Annotated in this window: 19 protein-coding genes; 6 read left to right on the top strand and 13 right to left on the bottom strand. The window is 70.0% G+C overall.

Annotated elements, in window-relative coordinates; all coding sequences use genetic code 11:
* Window positions 1-18: 18 nt before the first annotated feature.
* Window positions 19-1,011, top strand: a complete 993-nt coding sequence (locus WFQ05_RS08040; RefSeq protein WP_337053377.1) for a bile acid:sodium symporter family protein — start codon at window positions 19-21, stop codon at window positions 1,009-1,011.
* 55 nt (window positions 1,012-1,066) lie between these two features.
* Here the strand turns inward: WFQ05_RS08040 and WFQ05_RS08035 are convergent, their stop codons facing one another.
* From WFQ05_RS08035 to WFQ05_RS08015, 5 genes are all read right to left on the bottom strand, one after another.
* The gene (locus WFQ05_RS08035) at window positions 1,067-2,116 is read right to left on the bottom strand and encodes a LacI family DNA-binding transcriptional regulator (RefSeq protein WP_130524649.1); all 1,050 of its coding nucleotides are present in this window, start codon (window positions 2,114-2,116) and stop codon (window positions 1,067-1,069) included.
* A 94-nt stretch (window positions 2,117-2,210) separates the two neighbouring features.
* Window positions 2,211-3,128 (bottom strand): heme o synthase, encoded by a 918-nt coding sequence (cyoE, locus tag WFQ05_RS08030; RefSeq protein WP_234852752.1) that lies wholly within the window; start codon window positions 3,126-3,128, stop codon window positions 2,211-2,213.
* A 5-nt stretch (window positions 3,129-3,133) separates the two neighbouring features.
* A complete protein-coding gene (locus WFQ05_RS08025) occupies window positions 3,134-4,315 on the bottom strand; it encodes a COX15/CtaA family protein (protein ID WP_337053376.1) in 1,182 nt (393 codons plus the stop codon).
* A gap of 16 nt (window positions 4,316-4,331) precedes the next feature.
* Entirely contained in the window at window positions 4,332-4,901 is a 570-nt protein-coding gene (locus tag WFQ05_RS08020) for a hypothetical protein (protein ID WP_337053375.1), read from the bottom strand.
* Window positions 4,898-5,638: an SURF1 family protein gene (locus WFQ05_RS08015; protein WP_337053374.1), complete on the bottom strand. Its 741-nt coding sequence runs from the start codon at window positions 5,636-5,638 to the stop codon at window positions 4,898-4,900. Before WFQ05_RS08015 ends, WFQ05_RS08020 begins: the two co-directional genes overlap by 4 nt.
* A 63-nt stretch (window positions 5,639-5,701) precedes the next feature.
* On the opposite strand from WFQ05_RS08015, the gene WFQ05_RS08010 reads away from it, so the two are divergent.
* Complete coding sequence (locus WFQ05_RS08010) at window positions 5,702-5,920, top strand: twin transmembrane helix small protein (RefSeq protein WP_130521513.1); 219 nt, start codon at window positions 5,702-5,704, stop codon at window positions 5,918-5,920.
* An 81-nt stretch (window positions 5,921-6,001) separates the two neighbouring features.
* Here the strand turns inward: WFQ05_RS08010 and WFQ05_RS08005 are convergent, their stop codons facing one another.
* Genes WFQ05_RS08005 through WFQ05_RS07980 form a run of 6 tightly spaced genes read right to left on the bottom strand, consistent with a single transcriptional unit; the run spans window position 6,002 to window position 10,767 of the window.
* Window positions 6,002-6,880 carry a cytochrome c oxidase subunit 3 gene (locus WFQ05_RS08005; protein WP_130524646.1) on the bottom strand — a complete coding sequence of 293 codons (879 nt, stop codon included), beginning with the start codon at window positions 6,878-6,880 and terminating at the stop codon, window positions 6,002-6,004.
* Between the two features lie 28 nt (window positions 6,881-6,908).
* Entirely contained in the window at window positions 6,909-7,514 is a 606-nt protein-coding gene (locus tag WFQ05_RS08000; RefSeq protein WP_130521510.1) for a cytochrome c oxidase assembly protein, read from the bottom strand.
* Complete coding sequence (locus WFQ05_RS07995; RefSeq protein ID WP_165394652.1) at window positions 7,511-7,654, bottom strand: hypothetical protein; 144 nt, start codon at window positions 7,652-7,654, stop codon at window positions 7,511-7,513. Before WFQ05_RS07995 ends, WFQ05_RS08000 begins: the two co-directional genes overlap by 4 nt.
* Window positions 7,654-9,267 (bottom strand): cytochrome c oxidase subunit I, encoded by a 1,614-nt coding sequence (ctaD, locus tag WFQ05_RS07990; protein WP_337053373.1) that lies wholly within the window; start codon window positions 9,265-9,267, stop codon window positions 7,654-7,656. The genes WFQ05_RS07995 and ctaD overlap by 1 nt, the downstream gene beginning before the upstream one ends.
* 40 nt (window positions 9,268-9,307) lie before the next feature.
* Complete coding sequence (coxB, locus tag WFQ05_RS07985) at window positions 9,308-10,267, bottom strand: cytochrome c oxidase subunit II (protein WP_337053371.1); 960 nt, start codon at window positions 10,265-10,267, stop codon at window positions 9,308-9,310.
* 29 nt (window positions 10,268-10,296) lie between these two features.
* The gene (locus tag WFQ05_RS07980; RefSeq protein ID WP_130521662.1) at window positions 10,297-10,767 is read right to left on the bottom strand and encodes a DUF2244 domain-containing protein; all 471 of its coding nucleotides are present in this window, start codon (window positions 10,765-10,767) and stop codon (window positions 10,297-10,299) included.
* 344 nt (window positions 10,768-11,111) lie between these two features.
* Between WFQ05_RS07980 and WFQ05_RS07975 the strand changes: the two genes are divergently transcribed.
* Entirely contained in the window at window positions 11,112-12,278 is a 1,167-nt protein-coding gene (locus tag WFQ05_RS07975; protein WP_337053370.1) for a GGDEF domain-containing protein, read from the top strand.
* Window positions 12,279-12,362: 84 nt separating this feature from the next.
* Here the strand turns inward: WFQ05_RS07975 and WFQ05_RS07970 are convergent, their stop codons facing one another.
* Window positions 12,363-13,709: an outer membrane protein transport protein gene (locus tag WFQ05_RS07970; RefSeq protein WP_306994972.1), complete on the bottom strand. Its 1,347-nt coding sequence runs from the start codon at window positions 13,707-13,709 to the stop codon at window positions 12,363-12,365.
* A gap of 234 nt (window positions 13,710-13,943) precedes the next feature.
* On the opposite strand from WFQ05_RS07970, the gene WFQ05_RS07965 reads away from it, so the two are divergent.
* From WFQ05_RS07965 to WFQ05_RS07955, 3 genes are all read left to right on the top strand, one after another.
* A complete protein-coding gene (locus WFQ05_RS07965) occupies window positions 13,944-14,636 on the top strand; it encodes a rhomboid family intramembrane serine protease (protein ID WP_130521661.1) in 693 nt (230 codons plus the stop codon).
* 86 nt (window positions 14,637-14,722) lie between these two features.
* On the top strand, window positions 14,723-15,046 hold the full coding sequence (locus tag WFQ05_RS07960) for a DUF1820 family protein (RefSeq protein ID WP_130531977.1): 324 nt from the start codon (window positions 14,723-14,725) through the stop codon (window positions 15,044-15,046).
* 5 nt (window positions 15,047-15,051) lie between these two features.
* Complete coding sequence (locus tag WFQ05_RS07955; RefSeq protein ID WP_337053368.1) at window positions 15,052-16,041, top strand: D-2-hydroxyacid dehydrogenase family protein; 990 nt, start codon at window positions 15,052-15,054, stop codon at window positions 16,039-16,041.
* An 86-nt stretch (window positions 16,042-16,127) separates the two neighbouring features.
* Here the strand turns inward: WFQ05_RS07955 and WFQ05_RS07950 are convergent, their stop codons facing one another.
* Window positions 16,128-17,684 carry a S41 family peptidase gene (locus WFQ05_RS07950; RefSeq protein WP_337053367.1) on the bottom strand — a complete coding sequence of 519 codons (1,557 nt, stop codon included), beginning with the start codon at window positions 17,682-17,684 and terminating at the stop codon, window positions 16,128-16,130.
* Window positions 17,685-17,712: the final 28 nt, after the last annotated feature.

Raw genomic sequence — 17,712 nt, 5'->3', positions numbered from 1 at the left:
CGCTCCACTGCCCTGCTCGTGAACCTGCTCAAGCGTCTGCGCATCGACTCCTTCACGCTTTGCCTGCTGGGCACGGTCCTGCTGGCCTCGCTGCTGCCGGTGCGCGGCACCGCGGCGGGGTGGATGGACGACATCACCGATGTGGCCATCGCCGCGCTGTTCTTCCTGCACGGTGCGCGGCTGTCGCGCGAGGCCATCGTCGCCGGCATGACCCACTGGCGGCTGCATCTGACCATCCTGGCCTGCACCTTCGTGCTGTTCCCGCTGCTGGGCCTGATGGTGCATCCGCTGGCGGTGCACCTGCTGACGCCGGGCCTGGCGCTGGGCTTGCTGTTCCTGTGCGCGCTGCCGTCCACGGTGCAGTCCTCGATCGCCTTCACCTCGATGGCCGGCGGCAACGTGCCGGCCGCGGTGTGCGCCGCCTCGGCCTCCAGCCTGCTGGGCGTGTTTCTGACGCCGGCGATCATGACCCTGCTCGCCGGCACGCAAGGGCAGATGGCCGATCCGCTGCAGGCGATGTTCAAGATCCTGCTGCAGCTGCTGGTGCCGTTCGTGGCCGGTCACCTGCTGCGCCCGCTGATCGGCGGCTGGGTCGAACGCCGGCGCGCGGTGCTCAAGTACACCGACCAGGGCACGATCCTGCTGGTGGTCTACACCGCCTTCAGCGCGGCGGTGGTCGAGGGCCTGTGGCAGCACACGCCGCTGCTGGCGCTGCTGGGCGTGGTCGGCTTCGCCGCGGCGCTGCTGGGCGTGGCCATGGCCCTGATCACGCTGCTGGCGCGCCGGCTGGGCTTCGCCCGCAGCGACGAGATCGCCATCGTGTTCTGCGGCTCCAAGAAGAGCCTGGCCACCGGCGTGCCGATGGCCAAGGTGATGTTCGCCGGCGGCGCGCTGGGCGCGATCGTGCTGCCGGTGATGATCTACCACCAGGTGCAGCTGATCACCTGCGCTGTCGTGGCCCAGCGCTATGCGCGCGGCAAGGCGCGCACCGACGCGCCGATCGCCGACTGAGCAGGCGCGCCGTTTTTGCCCTGATCCCTGGCCTCCGGCCCCCTGGCCCCTGCTCCTACGCGAACAGCTCGAACTGGCTCAGATTCTCGGGCGTGATCAGGCGGAAGCGCGTGCGCTGCTCCGGCGCGCGCTCGAGTTCCTCGTTGGCGTGCAGCAGATGCTGCAGACCGGAGAGGATCTGCCCTTCCGGGTCCTGGTCGATCACCGCGGCCAGATCGCCGGCGCGCAGCAGCTCGGCGTGTTCGCGCGTGGCCTCGTGGCCGATCCACACCGGCGCCACCGCCAGCGGATGGCGGCGCAGCGCGCGGCGGATGCCGCCCGAGCACGCGCCGGTGCTGTAGATCGCCACGATGTCGTGGCGCTGGCGCAGGGTGTCGTGCAGCAGGGCGTGGGCGCGCTCGTTGTCGTCGGCCACTTCCACCGGCGGCAGCGGATCCAGGTGCGGGAACTGCTCGGCCAGGATCTGGGTGAAGCCTTCCACGCGATCCAGCTGCGAGCGGAAGTCCAGCGAGGCCACCGGCATCCACACCTTGCCCGCCTGGCGGGTGAAACGCCCGGCCAGGTAGCCGGCGGTGCGCCCGGCCAGCACGTTGTCGATGCCCACGTAGGCCAGGCGCTGGATGCCGGACACGTCCGAGGTCATGGTCACCACCGGTGTGCCGGCGGCATTCACCGCGCGCAGGGCCTGGCCGATGCGTGCGTTGTCGCGGGCCACGATCAGCAGGCCGTGGCGCGGATACGGCGGATTCTCCAGGAACTCGGCCAGGCGTTCGTCGTCGCGTTCGCCCCAGGCGCTGCGATGCACGGTCACGCGCGGACCGATCAGGTTGGCGTAGCGGTCCAGCGCGTTGTTGAAGCGCTGGAACAGCGCGATCTCGCTGTGCACCAGCACCACGTCGAAATGCAGCACGCCATGGCGTACGTCCGGGAGCAGGCGGTTGGTGCCCAGGCGCTTGGCCGCCTCGACCACCTTGCGGCGCAGCGCGTCGGACACGCTGCCGCGCTCGTTGAGCACGCGGTCGACGGTGCTGGGGCTGACCCCCGCCTCGATGGCGATCTCGGTGAAACGGGGGCTGCGCTTGGTGCGGCGACGCTCGACACTCATGGAATTCAGACGATCACTCGAAGGGACGTGGCGGCGGCGGAACGGCGCCGCCGCGCGGCCATCCTCCCGCGCGCATGGCGCCGGCGCAACGGGCTCACAGGCTGCGCCCGGCGATGCCCGGCAGCAGCGGCGCCAGCCAGTGGTCCACCAGCAGGAAGGCGAACAGCGCCATCAGGTACACGATCGAATAGCGGAAGGTGCGCATGGCGAAGAATTCGTCCGGCGGATCCAGCAGCTTCCACGCGTACCAAAGGAAGCCCGCGCCCAGCACCAGCGCCCCGCCCAGGTAGAACAGGCCGCTGAGCCCGAACAGCACCGGCAGCAGCGTGGCCTCCACCAGCAGCACGGTGTAGAACAGGATCTGCCAGCGCGTATAGACCACGCCGTGGGTGACCGGCAGCATCGGGATCAGCGCCTTGGCGTAGTCCTCGCGGCGGAAGATCGCCAGTGCCCAGAAGTGCGGCGGCGTCCAGACGAAGATGATCAGCACCAGCAGCAGGCTGTGGCCCCAGTCCCACGGGCCCTCCATGCCGGTGACCGCGGCCCAGCCCAGCATCGGCGGCGTGGCCCCGGCCAGCCCGCCGATGACGATGTTCTGCGGCGTGGCGCGCTTGAGGTAGACGGTGTAGATCACCGCGTAGCCGATCAGCGAGAAGAACGTCAGCACCGCGGTGATCACGTTGACCCACAGCACCAGGATGGCCATCGAGATCACGGTCAGCACCAGCGCGAACACCAGCACCTGCCAGGGCTGCACCTTGCCCACCACCAGCGGGCGCCACGAGGTGCGCGCCATCTGCGCATCGATGCGCGCATCGAGCAGCTGGTTGATGGCCGCCGCCGCCGAGGCCGCGATCCAGATGCCCACGAAGCCCAGCAGCCCGTGCCGCACCTGGGTCGCGCTGGGCAGGCCGGGGATCGCCAGGATCATGCCGACGAAGGCGGTGAACACGATCAGGGCGACCACGCGCGGCTTGGTCAGGTCCCAGTAGTCCTTCGCCGTGGCGCGCACGGCGCTCATTCCGGCGTCCTCAGCCGCGCCAGCAGCGACACCAGCACGAACAGCAGCACCACCGCGCCGGCGTTGTGCAGCACGGCCACGCCCAGCGGCAGGGCCAGCTTGACGTTGAGGATGCCCAGGGTCACCTGGGCCAGCAGCGCGGCCAGCAGGCCCGCGCCCCAGCCGCGCATGCCTGGCTGGCGCCACAGCCGCAGCGCGCAGAACACCAGCCAGCAGGCCAGCACGATGGCCATCAGCCGGTGCGCCATCTGGATGGCGATGCGCGAGGCGCCGTCGAGCACGCCGCCTTCATAGTCCACGCCGATGCCGCGCCACAGGGTGAAGCCCTCGTGGAAGTCGTGCGGCGGCCACCACTGGCCCACGCACTGCGGGAAGTTGGCCATGCGCCAGCTGCCGCCGCCGCAGGCCAGCGCCGCGTAGTTGGCGCTGACCCAGCCGCCCAGCGCGATCTGCACCACCAGCAGCCCCAGGCCCACGCCCAGCACGCGCTTGAGCGCGCGCGCATCGACCAGGGTGATCGGCAGCTGGGTCGCCCGCCAGGCCATCCACACCAGCAGGCCGAAGGTCGCCAGGCCGCCCAGCAGGTGCCCCATCACCACGATGGGCTTGAGCAGCCAGGTCACCGTCCACATGCCCAGCAGGGCCTGGAAGATGATCATCGCCAGGGTCAGCATCGCCACGCGCGCAAGATCGCCCGCGCCGCCAGGCGCGGACGCCGAAGACCAGCGCCACGCCGCGACCAGCAGGATGCCCTCGCCGATCAGGGCCAGCACGCTGGCCGCCACGTGCTGGCCGCGCATGTACAGCGGGATGGCCAGCGCCACCAGGACCGCCGCCACGATCACCTGCGCGACGCCCAGCCGGCGCCGGCGCGCGGCCATCAGCGCCAGGGCGAAGATCTCGAGGCTGAGCATGCCGGCCAGGAAGCGGTGCACCTGCTCGCGCCAGGCCTTGTGCGTCTCCAGCGGGCGGATCTTCAGCTGGGCGTGGTCGATGATCTCCGAAGGCGCCTGTGGCCAGGCCGCGCGGCCATAGCAGGTCGGCCAGTCCGGGCAGCTCAGGCCGGCATCGGACAGGCGCACGAAGCCGCCGAAGACGATCGTGCTGGCGGTCATGATCGCCGCCAGCCAGGCGATGCGGTGGAAGTGCCGGAACGGCAGGCGTGGGAGGACAGGCATTACGGTGGGGTTCGCTCTAAAGGAGTTTCAGCAGCTTGGCGACGTCGCTGCGCAGGTCGGCCGGGTCGAAGCCCGGGGCGAAGCGCTGGATCACGAAGCCGTTGGGATCGATCACGTACACCGGCACGCCCGCGCCGTCGTCCACCTGGGGCAGGGCGGCGCGCAGCGGATCGCCGGCGGCGATCACGCGCAGCGACACCGGGCGCGCCGCACCGGCCGGCGGCGGACCGATCCACAGGATGTGCACCTGGTCGGCGTTGTGGCCGAACAGCTGCCAGACCGTGTCCAGCTGGTGCGACAGGGCCACGCAGTCGGCCACGCAGTCGGCCGGCGGCGCCAGCACGATGCGCCAGGTGCGCTGCGGCTGACGCCAGCTGTAGGTGCCGCCACCGGCCAGCGCCGGCTGCAGCGCGCGCACGTCCACGGGCGGACGCAGCAACGCCCCGTGGTTCTTCAGCCCGGCCGGCTGCCAGCCGGCGAAGCGCAGCACGCCGGCCGCGCCCACGCTGCCGAAGAACAACACGAACAGGCCGAGCAGGATCCACCGGCCACGGTTTCGGCCAGGAGCGACGTCGGAAGGGTTCATGCCCCCATTTTCTCACGCGCGGCGCGTCTGCGCCGCCACGTGAGCACGCCGGCGGTGATCAGCACCGCCAGCGCCAGGCCGAACCACTGCACCGCATAGCCCAGGTGGCGCTCCGGTGGCAGCGTGTTGGGCAGCACGTCCAGGTCGCGCGGAAAGCCGCCCGGCAGGGCCGGATCGAGCTTGAGCACCCGCTGCGCCAGCACCGGCTGGCGCAGCGGCGCGGCCAGCGCGGCCGGGTCCAGCACCACGGCGAGCAGGTCGCCGTTGGCCTGGGCCTGCGCGGGCGCCCGCAGCAGCCCGGCCGAGGGCGGCGGCGCCAACAGCCCGGCGACGCGATGCGTGTCGGCCAGCGCCGGCACCGGCGGCAGCTGGCGCTGCGCGTCCAGCGGCTGCCAGCCCAGGTCCACCAGCAGCGGCGCGCCGCCGGCATCGGGCACGAACACCCGGTAGACGCGCACGCCGGCCTGGCCTTGGTGGGTCTGGTTGTCCAGCAGCACCGCCGGGCCCGGCGCGAAGCGACCGCTGCCGGCCGCCCAGTCGAACTCCTGCGCGCGGGCGTGCTGCGCCGCGTCAGCCAGCGGCCGCGGCTGGCGGTCGTGCAGCACCTGGGCGACCTGCTCCAGCATCGCGCGTTTCTGCTTGGCACGCCCGAGCTGCCACACGCCCAGCCCGGAGAAGACCGCCGCCACCAGCAGGGCCAGCGCCCAGCCGGCGGGCGTGGACAGGCGCCGGCTCACGCCCGCCTGCCCAGGGCAGACGATAATCCCCGCATGCGGCACACAGCCGCCCGAGAGGTGCGCATGAACGACTCGCTCAAGACCCTGCTGATCGTCGCCTTCCTGATCATGATCGTGTGGAACCTCGGCGCCGGCCTGTACTACCTGCTGATCGACCGCGGCCAGACCACGCGCACGGTGCGCTCACTGACCTGGCGCATCGGGCTGTCGGTGACCCTGTTCGCGCTGGTCGTGCTGGGCATCTGGAGCGGCTGGATCAAACCGCACGGCATCGGCGGCTGAAAGCGAGGAACGCGCGCGCAGACACTGAGGAGTGAGCAAAAGCGCTGGGCTTCCGCTCACGCGTCGCCACGCGCCCCTGCCTCAAAGCACGTAAACGAACAGGAACAGCGCCAGCCACACCACGTCGACGAAATGCCAGTACCACGCGGCCGCCTCGAAGGCGAAGTGGTGGTCCTTGGTGAAGTGCCCCTTGAGCACGCGCAGCCACATGATCGCCAGCATCAGCGTGCCCAGGAACACGTGCGCACCATGGAAGCCGGTGAGCATGAAGAAGGTCGAGCCGTAGATGCCCGAGCCCAGCGTCAGGTTGAGCGCGTGGTAGGCATGCGCGTACTCGGTCACCTGGAAGTACAGGAAGGTCAGACCCAGCAGCACGGTGATGCCCAGCCACAGCAGCACGGTGCCGCGCTGCGCCGCCTTGAGCGCGTGGTGGCCGATGGTCAGGGTCACGCCGGAGGTCAGCAGGATCAGCGTGTTGATCAGCGGCAGGCCCCAGGCCGGGATGGTCTGGAAGGTGCCGCCGACCATCGCCGGGCCATTGGTCGGCCAGCCGGCCGAGTACCCCTCCCACAGCAGCGCGTTAGTCATTACCCCGTCGCCCTGCCCGCCCAGCCACGGCAGGGAGAAGGTGCGGGTGTAGAACAGCGCGCCGAAGAAGGCGGCGAAGAACATCACCTCGGAGAAGATGAACCACACCATCCCCATGCGGAAGGACACGTCGACCTGGCCGTTGTAGCGGCCGGCGACCGACTCGCGGATCACATCGCCGAACCACATGAACAGCGTCGCCGCCAGCAGCACCACGCCGACCAGGAAGGTCCATTTGCCCCAGGCCGCGTCGTTGAGCCAGCTGGCCACGCCGATCATCAGCACGAACATCGCGATCGAACCGACAAAGGGCCACTTGCTCTGCGCCGGGACGAAGTAGACATCGGCATCCTGGGAGTGGGTCTGCGCCATCACGCGTTCCTTTGAGGGTCTTGGGCAATCAAGGCGCCGAATGCGCCGTCGGACTCGCCGCCGCGCCCGCCAGGGCGGTGGTCAGCGCATCGTTCTTGAAGAAGGTGTAGGACAGGGTGATCGTGGAGACATCGCTGGGCAGATGCGGGTCGACCATGAAGCGCAGCGGCATATCGCGGCTCTCGCCGGCCTCCAGCGTCTGCGCGGTGAAGCAGAAGCACTCGGTCTTGACGAAGTACTGCGAGGCCCGCGCCGGCGCCACCGAAGGCACCGCATTGCCCACGATCGAGCGCTTGCCGTCGTTGCGGGCGAAGAACTGCGCCTCGTACAGCTGGCCCGGCACCACCTGCATGCGCTGGACCTCCGGGTGGAAGGCCCAGGGCAGCTTCGAATTGACGCCGCCATCGAACTCCACCGTCACCAGGCGCTTGCTCGCCGCCACGCCGGCCACCTGGCCGGCCGCGGCCGGCCCCTTGTCCAGGCGGATGCCGAACACCTTCTCGCAGGCCAGCCGGTACAGCGGCACCAGCGAGAAGGTCAGCACGAACACCACCACCGCCACGCCGATCAGCCGCGGCAGGCCCGCGGTGCGCCGATCCGGCGCCGAAGCGGTGGCAGCGTCCCGGGCGTTCATGCGCGCAGCACCCCGGAGAGGATGAAGGCGGCATAGATCGCGATCGCGATGCCGCCCACCACCAGCGCGGTTATGCGCGTGCCACGCCGCCGCCTGGCGGCCTCGGCCATGGTCTGCAGCGGGGCGCGCGGGCTGTCCATCAGTGACCGATGTCCTCGTGCGCCAGGTCGCCCGGCTTGATCACCGGCGGCGTGGTGAAGGTATGCGCCGGCGCCGGCGAGGGCACCGTCCACTCCAGGCCCCTGGCGTTCTCCCAGGCGCGCGCGTCGGCCGGCGCGCCCTTCTTCAGCGACCAGCCCAGGATGGCGGCCATCATGAAGGGCGTGAGGAACATGCCGAAGGCGCCGATCGAACTGACGAAGTTCCAGTCGGCGAAGACCACGTTGTAGTCCGGGATGCGGCGCGGCATGCCGGCCAGGCCCAGGAAGTGCTGCGGGAAGAACAGCACGTTGACGAACACCACCGTCCACCAGAAATGGAACTTGCTCCAGAACTGGCTGTACATGCGCCCGGTCCACTTGGGCCACCAGTAGTAGGTGGCCGCGATGATCGAGAACACCGCGCCGGTCACCAGCACGTAGTGGAAGTGCGCCACCACGAAGTAGGTGTCGTGGTACTGGAAGTCGGCCGGCACGATGGCCAGCATCAGCCCGGAGAAGCCGCCGATGGTGAACAGGATGACGAAGGCCACCGCCCACAGCATCGGCGTCTCGAAGCTCAGCGAGCCCTTCCACATGGTCGAGACCCAGTTGAACACCTTCACCCCGGTGGGGATGGCGATCAGCATGGTGGCGAACATGAAGTAGATCTCGCCGCCCAGCGGCATGCCCACCGCGAACATGTGGTGCGCCCACACGATGAAGCTCAGGAAGGCGATCGAGGCGGTGGCGTAGACCATGGCCTGGTAGCCGAACAGCGGCTTGCGGCTGAAGGTCGGGATGATCTCGCTGGCCACGCCGAAGGCCGGCAGGATCATGATGTAGACCTCGGGATGGCCGAAGAACCAGAAGATGTGCTGGTACATCACCGGGTCGCCGCCGCCGGCGGCGTTGAAGAAGCTGGTGCCGAAGAAGCGGTCGGTCAGCAGCATGGTCACCGCGCCGGCCAGCACCGGCATCACCGCGATCAGCAGAAAGGCGGTGATCAGCCAGGTCCACACGAAGATCGGCATCTTCAGCAGATCCATGCCCGGCGCGCGCATGTTGAGGATGGTGGCGATGATGTTGATCGCGCCCATGATCGAGCTGATGCCGGCCACGTGGATGGCGAACACGCTGAAAGCAACGTTGGCGCCGCCCTGCAGCGACAGCGGCGGGTACAGCGTCCAGCCGCCGGCCGGCGCGCCGCCGGGCAGGAACAGCGTCATCAGCAGCAGGGTGAAGGCCACCGGCAGCAGCCAGAACGACCAGTTGTTCATGCGCGGCAGCGCCATGTCCGGCGCGCCGATCTGCAGCGGGATCATCCAGTTGCCCAGGCCGACGAAGGCCGGCATGACGCCGCCGAAGATCATCACCAGCGCGTGCACGGTGGTCATCTGGTTGAAGAACTCGGGCTTGACGAACTGCAGGCCCGGCTCCATCAGCTCGGCGCGGATCACCACGCTCATCGCCGCGCCGATGATGAACATCACGAAGGAGAACAGCAGATACAGCGTGCCGATGTCCTTGTGGTTGGTGGAGAAGAACCAGCGCTCGACGAAGCCCTGGCGATGGCCGTGGTGATCGTCGTGGTGCTCTGCGGCGGCGTGGGCCATGGGCGTGTTCCTCGAAAGCAGCGGGTGTCGCGAGAAGAGATCAGGCCTGCGCGGGCGCGGGCGCTGCTTCGGCGGCGGCGGGCGCGGCGCTGGCGCTGGCGTCGCCGCCGGCCGGCGCGGCCTGTTCCGGCGTCACATCCGGCGCCGGCGAGCCTTCGGCCGGGGCCGGCGGCACCGGCGCGGCCGGCTTGCGCGCGGCCAGCCACTTCTGGAAGTCGGCCTTGGACACGGCCTCCACCACGATCGGCATGAAGCCATGGTCCTTGCCGCACAGCTCGGCGCATTGGCCGCGGTAGGTGCCGGGCACTTCGATATTGGTCCAGGCCTCGTTGATCAGGCCAGGGATGGCGTCCTGCTTCCAGCCCAGCGCCGGCACCCACCAGGAGTGGATGACGTCGTCGGCGGTGATGACGAAGCGGATCTTGGTGTCCACCGGCAGCACCAGTGGATGGTCAACTTCCAACAGGTAGTGCGGATTGCTGGCGGCGTCGGGCACCTTGCCGGACTGGCGCATCTGGTCGGAGCTGCGCGCCAGGCGGCTGGTGAACTCCACGCCCTGGCCCAGGTACTCGTACTTCCACATCCACTGGTAGCCGGTGACCTTGATGGTCATCTCCGAATCGCGCGTGTCGTACATCGCGATCAGCTTGGCCGTCGCCGGCCAGGCCATGGCGATCAGGATGATCACCGGCACGATGGTCCAGATCAGCTCGGCGGTGGTGTTGTGGCTGAACTGCGCGGCGACCGCGCCCTTGGACTTGCGGAACTTGAACATCGCATAGCCCATCGCGCCGAACACGATGATGCCGATCGCCACGCAGACCCACAGCGCCACCATGTGCGCCTCATAGGCCATGCGCGCGGTGTGGGTGACGCCCCGGCCCATGTTGAGCTGCCAGGGCTTGGGATCGGCGACCTGCGCCAAGGCCAGGCCCGGCAGGCCCGCCAATGTCGCCAGCAGCGCGACGCGGCTGCCTCCCCTTGTCTTGCCTTGCGTCATTGCCTAGACCCCGCCTTCAGTGTCATCGGTCACGGCCGCACTGCGGCCGCAAGTGAAACGCGTAACTGCCTTGCCAGTTCCTGCCGCTCGGCCGGGCCGAGCAGCCTTCCCACTTCCACCTGCCGGCCACTGGAGGACAGGGTGACGCACGCATCGCCACCGACGCCCAGCCGCACCCAGTACGGATGCGCCCGGAACGCGGCATCGCGCTGCGCGCGCCGCCGCACCTCCACCAACTCCGGCGCGATCGCGATGACCTCATCGCGCTCGCCGGCCCGCCACGCCGCCCGCAGCGCCAGCCCGACCAGGCCGCCGTGCAGCACCGCGAACACCGGGGCGAAGGCGTTGCCCGCCAGCCAGCCCAGGATCGCCGCGCCCCACATCAAGCCGGTACAGGCCACGAACAACGTCACGAACTGCCGCCCATTCAGCGCCCGCGGGGGTCGCAGCGTCAGCCGTGTTCCCCGCCCTTCCGGGCCCTGTGTCGCCACTTCGATCATCGCGCCTGCCGCGCCCTTGGCTGCGGAAAACGCCTGAATGGTAGCCCCGCGATCCGGCGTGCGGCAACCGACAAGAAATTGTGCAAACGCACATAAAAGCGTTTCCGGCTCAATGACTTGCACCCGGCCTCGATCGGCGCGTCCGGGTCCTGGCAGTTCGCTGCGACGATGGTCGTAGTCGGGCGGCCGACTCGTCGCCCGTGTACAACGGGCAGGCAGGCGTCAGCACGGCCGGATGCGCGTTGGGAAAACCACTGGCACGCTTTGTGCTGCACTGCGGGTAAGACCAATGATGAGGGACCGGCGCGCGGGGGTACGCCGGGATCGAGAGGGGAGTCGTCGCCATGGACAACTCGGTGTTCTTCAGCCTGATCAGCGACTGCCTGCTGGCGCTGGTGCTGTTCGCCCTGTTTGCCTACGTGGCCCACGTCTCGCGCACGCTGTACGGCATCGCGACCTGGGGCCTGGCGCACCTGGCCTACACCCTGGGCGCGGACAGCATCGATGTCCTGGCCAGTGCGCTGCACCAGGCCGGCCATCCGCTCGTGGCCATGCTGGCGATCAACCTGGGCGCGATGCTGGCCTGCGCCGGCATGGCGGGGCTGGCCTGGGCGCTGGTGCAGTTCATCCAGCAGCGCCGCCTGCACCGCTGGGAGTTGGCGTGGATGCCCCTGAGCCTGGTGCCGCCGGCGATCGCCTGGCTGGCGGCCGGCACCACCGATGCGCAGGGCCTGGCCCTGAGCCTGGTCGAAGTGGTGGCCCTGCTGACGATGATCTGGCAACTGCGTCGGCTGCGCGGCTCGCTGGACAAGGTGCCCGCGCGCATGATGATGGTCACCTGCGCGCTGCTGATCTGCATCTACAGCAGCGGGATGTCGGACTGGTTCGAAGGCCAGGGCCACTACGACATCAACGATGTGTGGGTCAGCGCGGATCTGGCGCTGTGGTTCATGCTCAACTTCTGCATGCTGATGCTGAGCAGCTTCCACGCCGCCGAGGCGCTTCGCCGCGGCGCGCTGGTCGACCCGCTGACCGGCGCGCTCAATCGCCGCGGCCTGAGCGACAGCCTGGACGAGCGGCGCACGCCCGGCGGCGCCGCCGCGCCCTACGGGCTGTCGGTGCTGGCGCTGGACCTGGACCGCTTCAAGCAGATCAACGACAGCCACGGCCACCGGGTCGGCGACCAGGTGCTGCAGGCGTTCTCCGACACGGTGCGCGCCTGCATCCGCCAGCACGACCTGTTCGCGCGCACGGGCGGCGAGGAATTCGTGGTGATCACCGCCGGCATGAGCTGCGAGGAGGCCATCCGCCTGGGCGAGCGCATCCGGCAGTCCACCGGTGCGCTGCGTCTGCTGCCGCACCTGGGCCTGCGCGTGAGCGTCAGCGTCGGCGTGGCCTGCGCGACGCGACGCATCGCCGTGGAGGACCTGATGGACCTGGCCGACCAGGCCCTGTACGAGGCCAAGCGCGGCGGCCGCAACTGCGTGGTGCACCTGCACGAGGCGCCCTAGGGCCTCATCGACGCCGGTTGCGCCGCGCACAAAAAGCGAACCCCGCACAAGGCGGGGTTCGCGAACGTCGGCTTGCCGCGTGGATCAGAACTTGTAGGTGTACGACCCGGCCAGCACGTCGCCGCCCACGTCGAACGCACCCACCAGCGAGCTGCCGGTGACCGCGGTCTCGTTGACGGTCGGGTCGGAGACGAACAGGTGGGTATAGCCCACGTTCCACTCGCTGCTCGGCGACGGCGTCCAGGTCAGGCCCAGCGACACCCACTTGCGGGTGTTGTCCGGCACGCGCACGTCGCGGTACCGCGCCTGGGTCGGGGTCTGGTCGTAGGCCAGGCCGCCGCGGAAGGTCAGCGTGTCGCTGTACTTGTAGTCCGCGCCGATCGAGCCGAACGTGGTGTCGCGGTAGTTGAACACCAGCGTGTTGTCGGGCTGGGCCGAGTCGAAGTCGACGGTGATCTTGTCGAACTTGCTCCACGCCGTGCGGCTCACGTCCGCCATCACCGTCCAGCGATCGTTGATGATGTGGGTGAAGCTGGCCGTGGCGCTGGCCGGCATGATGATCTTGGCGCTGCCGCCGGTGTTGACGTACTGGCCCGGCGCGGCCACGGCCAGCACGGCCTTGGCGAACGGCGGCACGTCGAAGGTGGCCTTGCCGTCGTCGATCTTGTGGTCCACGCGCGAGCGGTAGGTGAAGCCGATGTGGGTGTTCTCATCGACGCTGAACAGGCCGCCCAGGGTGAAGCCGACCTCGGTGCTGTCGCCCTTGACGCGGGCGAAGCCGTCCTGGCTGCCCGGCGTGGCGCCCGGCACGCGCTGGGCGTAGAGGGCGGTGCCGAAGTCGATGGCGTTGGTCAGGTCCACGTCCAGACGCTCGGCGAACACCGAGGCGCCGAAGGACACCCACGGATTGACGTCGTAGGAGAACGCCAGGCCGGCGTCGATGGTCTGCAGCTCGGTCTTGATGCCCTGGTAGCGGCCGACCCAGTCGCGGTCGTATTCGGTCTTGAAGCCGAACGGCACGGTCAGCGAAGCGCCGAAGTGCATGTTGTCGCCCACCGGCATGGCGAAGTACACCGCCGGCAGCGCGGCGATGGTGCCGGCATCGCCACCGTCGCCGCCGCTCACCGGCGCGCCGGTGCCCGGGCCGGTCGCGCCGACGTAGCGGCCGGAGCCCTTGAAGTCGGCGCTGAAGCTGATCGCGCTGGCGCCGATGGACAGCTGACGGCCATCGAGCAGGCGCATGGCGGCCGGGTTGTTGGCGACCACGGCGACATCGCCCGGGGCGCTGGCCGAACCGGCGAACGCGCGGCCCTGGCCCTTGGCGCTGTTTTCCTTCAGCTGGAAGGCGGCGGCGTGGGCGTGGCCGCTGGCCAGGGCACCGGCGACGCCGGCGGCCAGAAGCGAAATTCTGAATAGGTTCGAGGACAGCATGTGCATGGACTCCGGAAGACGAAAGAAAAAACGCCTGCGCCGCAACACGGGCCGGCGCGGCCAGACGGCCGCCGGACTTCCGTGCGCCGGAAATTCCCTCCCCGACATACGACGCCGTATGCAAGTATATCCCCGCAATCTAACGGCGCTGTCAGCTGGCCGGTTAGATTTTAGTCGCGTGTGCGCGACGATGGCACGCTGCCATTCCCGACTCTTCGAAGCCCTGCCTTGCCCGTGTTCGTCGCCACGCCTTCCCGCCGCAAGCCCTCCGTGCGCTGGGCCACGCCCGTGCTGTTCGCCCTGCTGTGGCTGGCCTTCCTGTGGGCCATCACCCGCCCGGTGGGCATGTACCGCGGCCTGCTGCTGCAGTGGGGCGCACTGACCGGCGGCCTGGACAGCCTGCAGGAGTGGCGCACCGGCCTGACCGACGGCTCGATCCTGCGCCTGTTCACCGCGCTGTTCCTGCATGCGGACTGGGCGCATCTGCTCGGCAACCTGGTGTTCCTGCTGATCTTCGGACTGCCCGCGGAGCGGGCGATGGGGCCGTGGCGCTTCCTGGTGCTGTTCCTGCTCGGCGGGGCGGTGTCCAACTTGGCCGCGGTGCTGGCGATCGGCGCGCCGGACCGGGTGATCATCGGCGCCAGCGGCGCGGTGTCGGCGGTGATCGGCGCCTATCTGGCGCTGTTCCCCGGCGCCAAGCTGGGCGTGGTGGTGCCGCTGGGCCTGTTCCTGCAGTTCGTGCGCGCGCCGGCGGCGGTGCTGATCGGGGTCTGGGCGGTGCTGCAGGTGGTATTCGCCTACATCGGCCCGGCGTTCGGCGCGGTGGCCTGGTCGGCGCATCTGGCCGGCTTCCTGTTCGGGGTGGTGTTCGCGCTGTTCGTGCGCGCAGCCATCGCCCGCCGCCTGCGCCGGCGCTACGGTTTCTAGCGGGCCACGCGCCCGGCGCGAGGTTGCAAAGCGCCGCCGGTGCCCAGATCTTGCCGACCTTCCTCCATCGCCTTTCGCACGCCGCAATGTCCAAGCCGCTCTACAAGGTGACCTTCCTCAACCACGGCAAGGTCTACGAACTCTACGCCCGCCGCGTGGCGAGCTCCGATGCGCTGTGGGGCTTCACCGAGGTGAGCGAGCTGGTGTTCGACGTGCACGACGGACTGGTGGTGGACCCGACCGAGGAACGCCTGCGAGAGGAGTTCGGCGACACCCGCGTGCTGCACCTGCCGATGCAGAGCATCGTGCGGGTGGAGGAAGTGGAGAAGAAGGGCGCCAGCGCGATCCGCGATGCCGCCAGCGGCGAGAAGGTGGTCACGCCGTTCCCGATGCCGGGCAAGCCGCGCTGAGCGCGATGCGCGTCCTCATCGCCGACGATTACCAGCGCGCCACCGCGGCGCTGCCGGCGCTGGCCGCGCATGCGCAGGGGCTGGACGTGCAGGTGCTGGGCGCGCTGCCCGAGGCCCTGGAGGCGCGCGCGGCGCTGCTGCAGCCGGCGCAGGCGCTGCTGCTGATCCGCGAGCGCACCCGCATCGACGCGGCGCTGCTCGAGCGCCTGCCGCAGCTGCGCCTGATCAGCCAGACCGGCAAGGTCGGCGCGCACGTGGATGTGGCCGCCTGCACCGCGCGCGGCGTGGCGGTGGCCGAAGGCGTCGGCTCGCCGATCGCGCCGGCCGAGCTGACCTGGGCGCTGGTCATGGCCGCGATGCGCCGCCTGCCCGCCTATGGCGCGGCGCTGCAGGCCGGCCGCTGGCAGGACACCGGCGATGTGGTCCTCGGCCGCACGCTGCATGGGCGCACGCTGGGCGTGTGGAGCTACGGCAAGATCGGCCGCCTCGTCGCCGGCTATGGCCGCGCGTTCGGCATGCAGGTGCTGGTGTGGGGTGGCGAGGCCGCGCGCGCCGCCGCGCAGGCCGATGGCGTCGACGTGGCGGCCTCGGTGGAGGCGCTGTTCGAACGCAGCGACGTGCTCAGCCTGCATCGTCGCCTCGTGCCGGCCACGCGGCACCAGGTCGACGCGGCGCTGCTGGCGCGCATGCGGCCCGATGCGCTGCTGGTCAACACCAGCCGCGCCGAACTGATCGCCCCGGGCGCGCTGCTGGCCGCGCTCGAGGCCGGCCGCCCGGGCATGGCGGCGCTGGATGTGTTCGAACACGAGCCCGCGGTGCCGCAGCGCGAGCCGCTGCTGACCCATCCGCGCGTGCTGGCGATGCCGCACCTGGGTTACGTCGAACAGGACAGCTACGCGCTGTACCTGGGCACGGCGCTGGACAACGTGCGGGCGTTCGCCGACGGCACGCCGCGCAATCTGGTCAATCCCGAAGCGCTGACGCGCAACCGCTGATCCCGGCAATCCCCGTGGGAGCCGGCATGCCGGCGATGAGGCTTTCCCGGTGAGGCCCCATCGCCGGCATGCCGGCTCCCACCGGGCTACGGCGTGGCCGGGACTTCGGCCGGCTTGGCCGGCGTGGGGGCGACAGGCTTGGCGGACGCAGGGGTGGTTGGCTTGGCGGCTTCCGGCACCGGCGCTGGCGCCTTCGGTGCGGGCTTGGGCTTGGCGGCGGCCGCCTTGGCCGCGGCGGCCTGCTGCGCGGCCGCGACCGAGCCCGGGTGCTTCAACTCGGCCAGCGCCTCTTCGATCGGCTTGTCGCCATTGAGCACATCGCCGGCCGCATAGCCCTCGGCGCCTTCCTGATCGCCGCGCAGGTGACCGGGCAACTTGGCCTCGCTGTAGTCGGCCAGCGAGGGCGGGATGTCGCGGTCGGTCGCTTCGTCGGGCTTGAGCACCACATCGGGCACGATGCCGGTGGCCTGGATCGACTTGCCGCTGGGCGTGTAATAGCGCGCGGTGGTCAGCTTGACCGAATCGCCGTTGTCCAGCGGCAATACGGTCTGCACCGAGCCCTTGCCGAAAGTGCGGCTGCCGATGATGCGCACGCGGTCGTTGTCGCGCAGCGCGCCGGCCAGCACCTCGGCCGCGCTGGCCGACCCGGCATCGACCAGCACCACCACCGGCACGCCCTTGAGGCGATCGCCCGGGGTGGCGTCGAACTTGGCGTCGCTGATGGCGATGCGCCCGCGCGTGGTGACGATGGTGCCCTTGTCCAGCAGGTCGTCGGCCACCTGCACCGCGCTGGTCAGCAGGCCGCCCGGATTGCTGCGCAGGTCCAGCACCACGCCCTTGAGCGGGCCCTTGGCTTTGAGCCCGTCGACCGCCTTCTGGAAGTCAGCGCCGGTGTCGGCCTGGAAGGCGCTGATGCGGATGTAGCCATAGCCCGGCTCGAGCAGGCGCGAGCGCACGCTGGCCACGCGGATGGTCTCGCGGGTCAGGGTCTTGTCGAAGGGCTTGGCGACCTTGTCGCGCACGATGGTCAGGGTGACCTGGGTGCCGACCTTGCCGCGCAGCGGCTCCATCGGATCGTTCATGCCGCCCAGCGGCTTGCCGTCGATGGCCACGATGGTGTCGCCGGACTGCAGGCCGGCGCGCGCGGCCGGCGTGCCGTCGATCGGCGAGATCACCTTGAGCGTGCCGTCGGGCTGGGCCAGCAGCTCCACGCCGACGCCGTCGTAGGCGCCGTTGGCCTGCTCGTCGAAATCCTTGGCGTCTTCCTTGTCCAGGTAGGCGCTGTGCGGGTCCAGGTCCAGCAGCAGGCCGCGGATGGCCGAGTGCATCAGCTTCTCATCGTCCACCGGCTCGACGTAGGCCTGCTTGACCGCGTTGAACACCGAGACGAAGCGGCGGATCTCGTCCAGCGGCACCTCGGAGGTCTTGGCCTCGGTCCCGTCCGGATCGTCGCTGGAGGGCACGGCCGGGGCGTCCTCGTCGCTGTCCTGGGCCGCCGGCTTGGCCGGCGCAGCGGCCGGCGCAGCGGCCGGCGCGGGCGCGGGCGCGGACTGCGGCGTGTCCTGGGCGGCGGGCGCGGCCTGTTGGGCCAGGGCCGGCGCGATCGCCAGCAGCAGGGACGACAGCAACAGGGACACACGCATGCGGCGACTCCGGGTGGATCGTGAGGGA

It is taken from the genome of Pseudoxanthomonas sp. USHLN014, from assembly GCF_037153335.1.
Lineage (GTDB): Bacteria > Pseudomonadota > Gammaproteobacteria > Xanthomonadales > Xanthomonadaceae > Pseudoxanthomonas_A > Pseudoxanthomonas_A winnipegensis.
The sequence above is the reverse complement of the archived record's forward strand: the minus strand, read 5'-3'. Positions and strand labels throughout refer to the sequence as shown.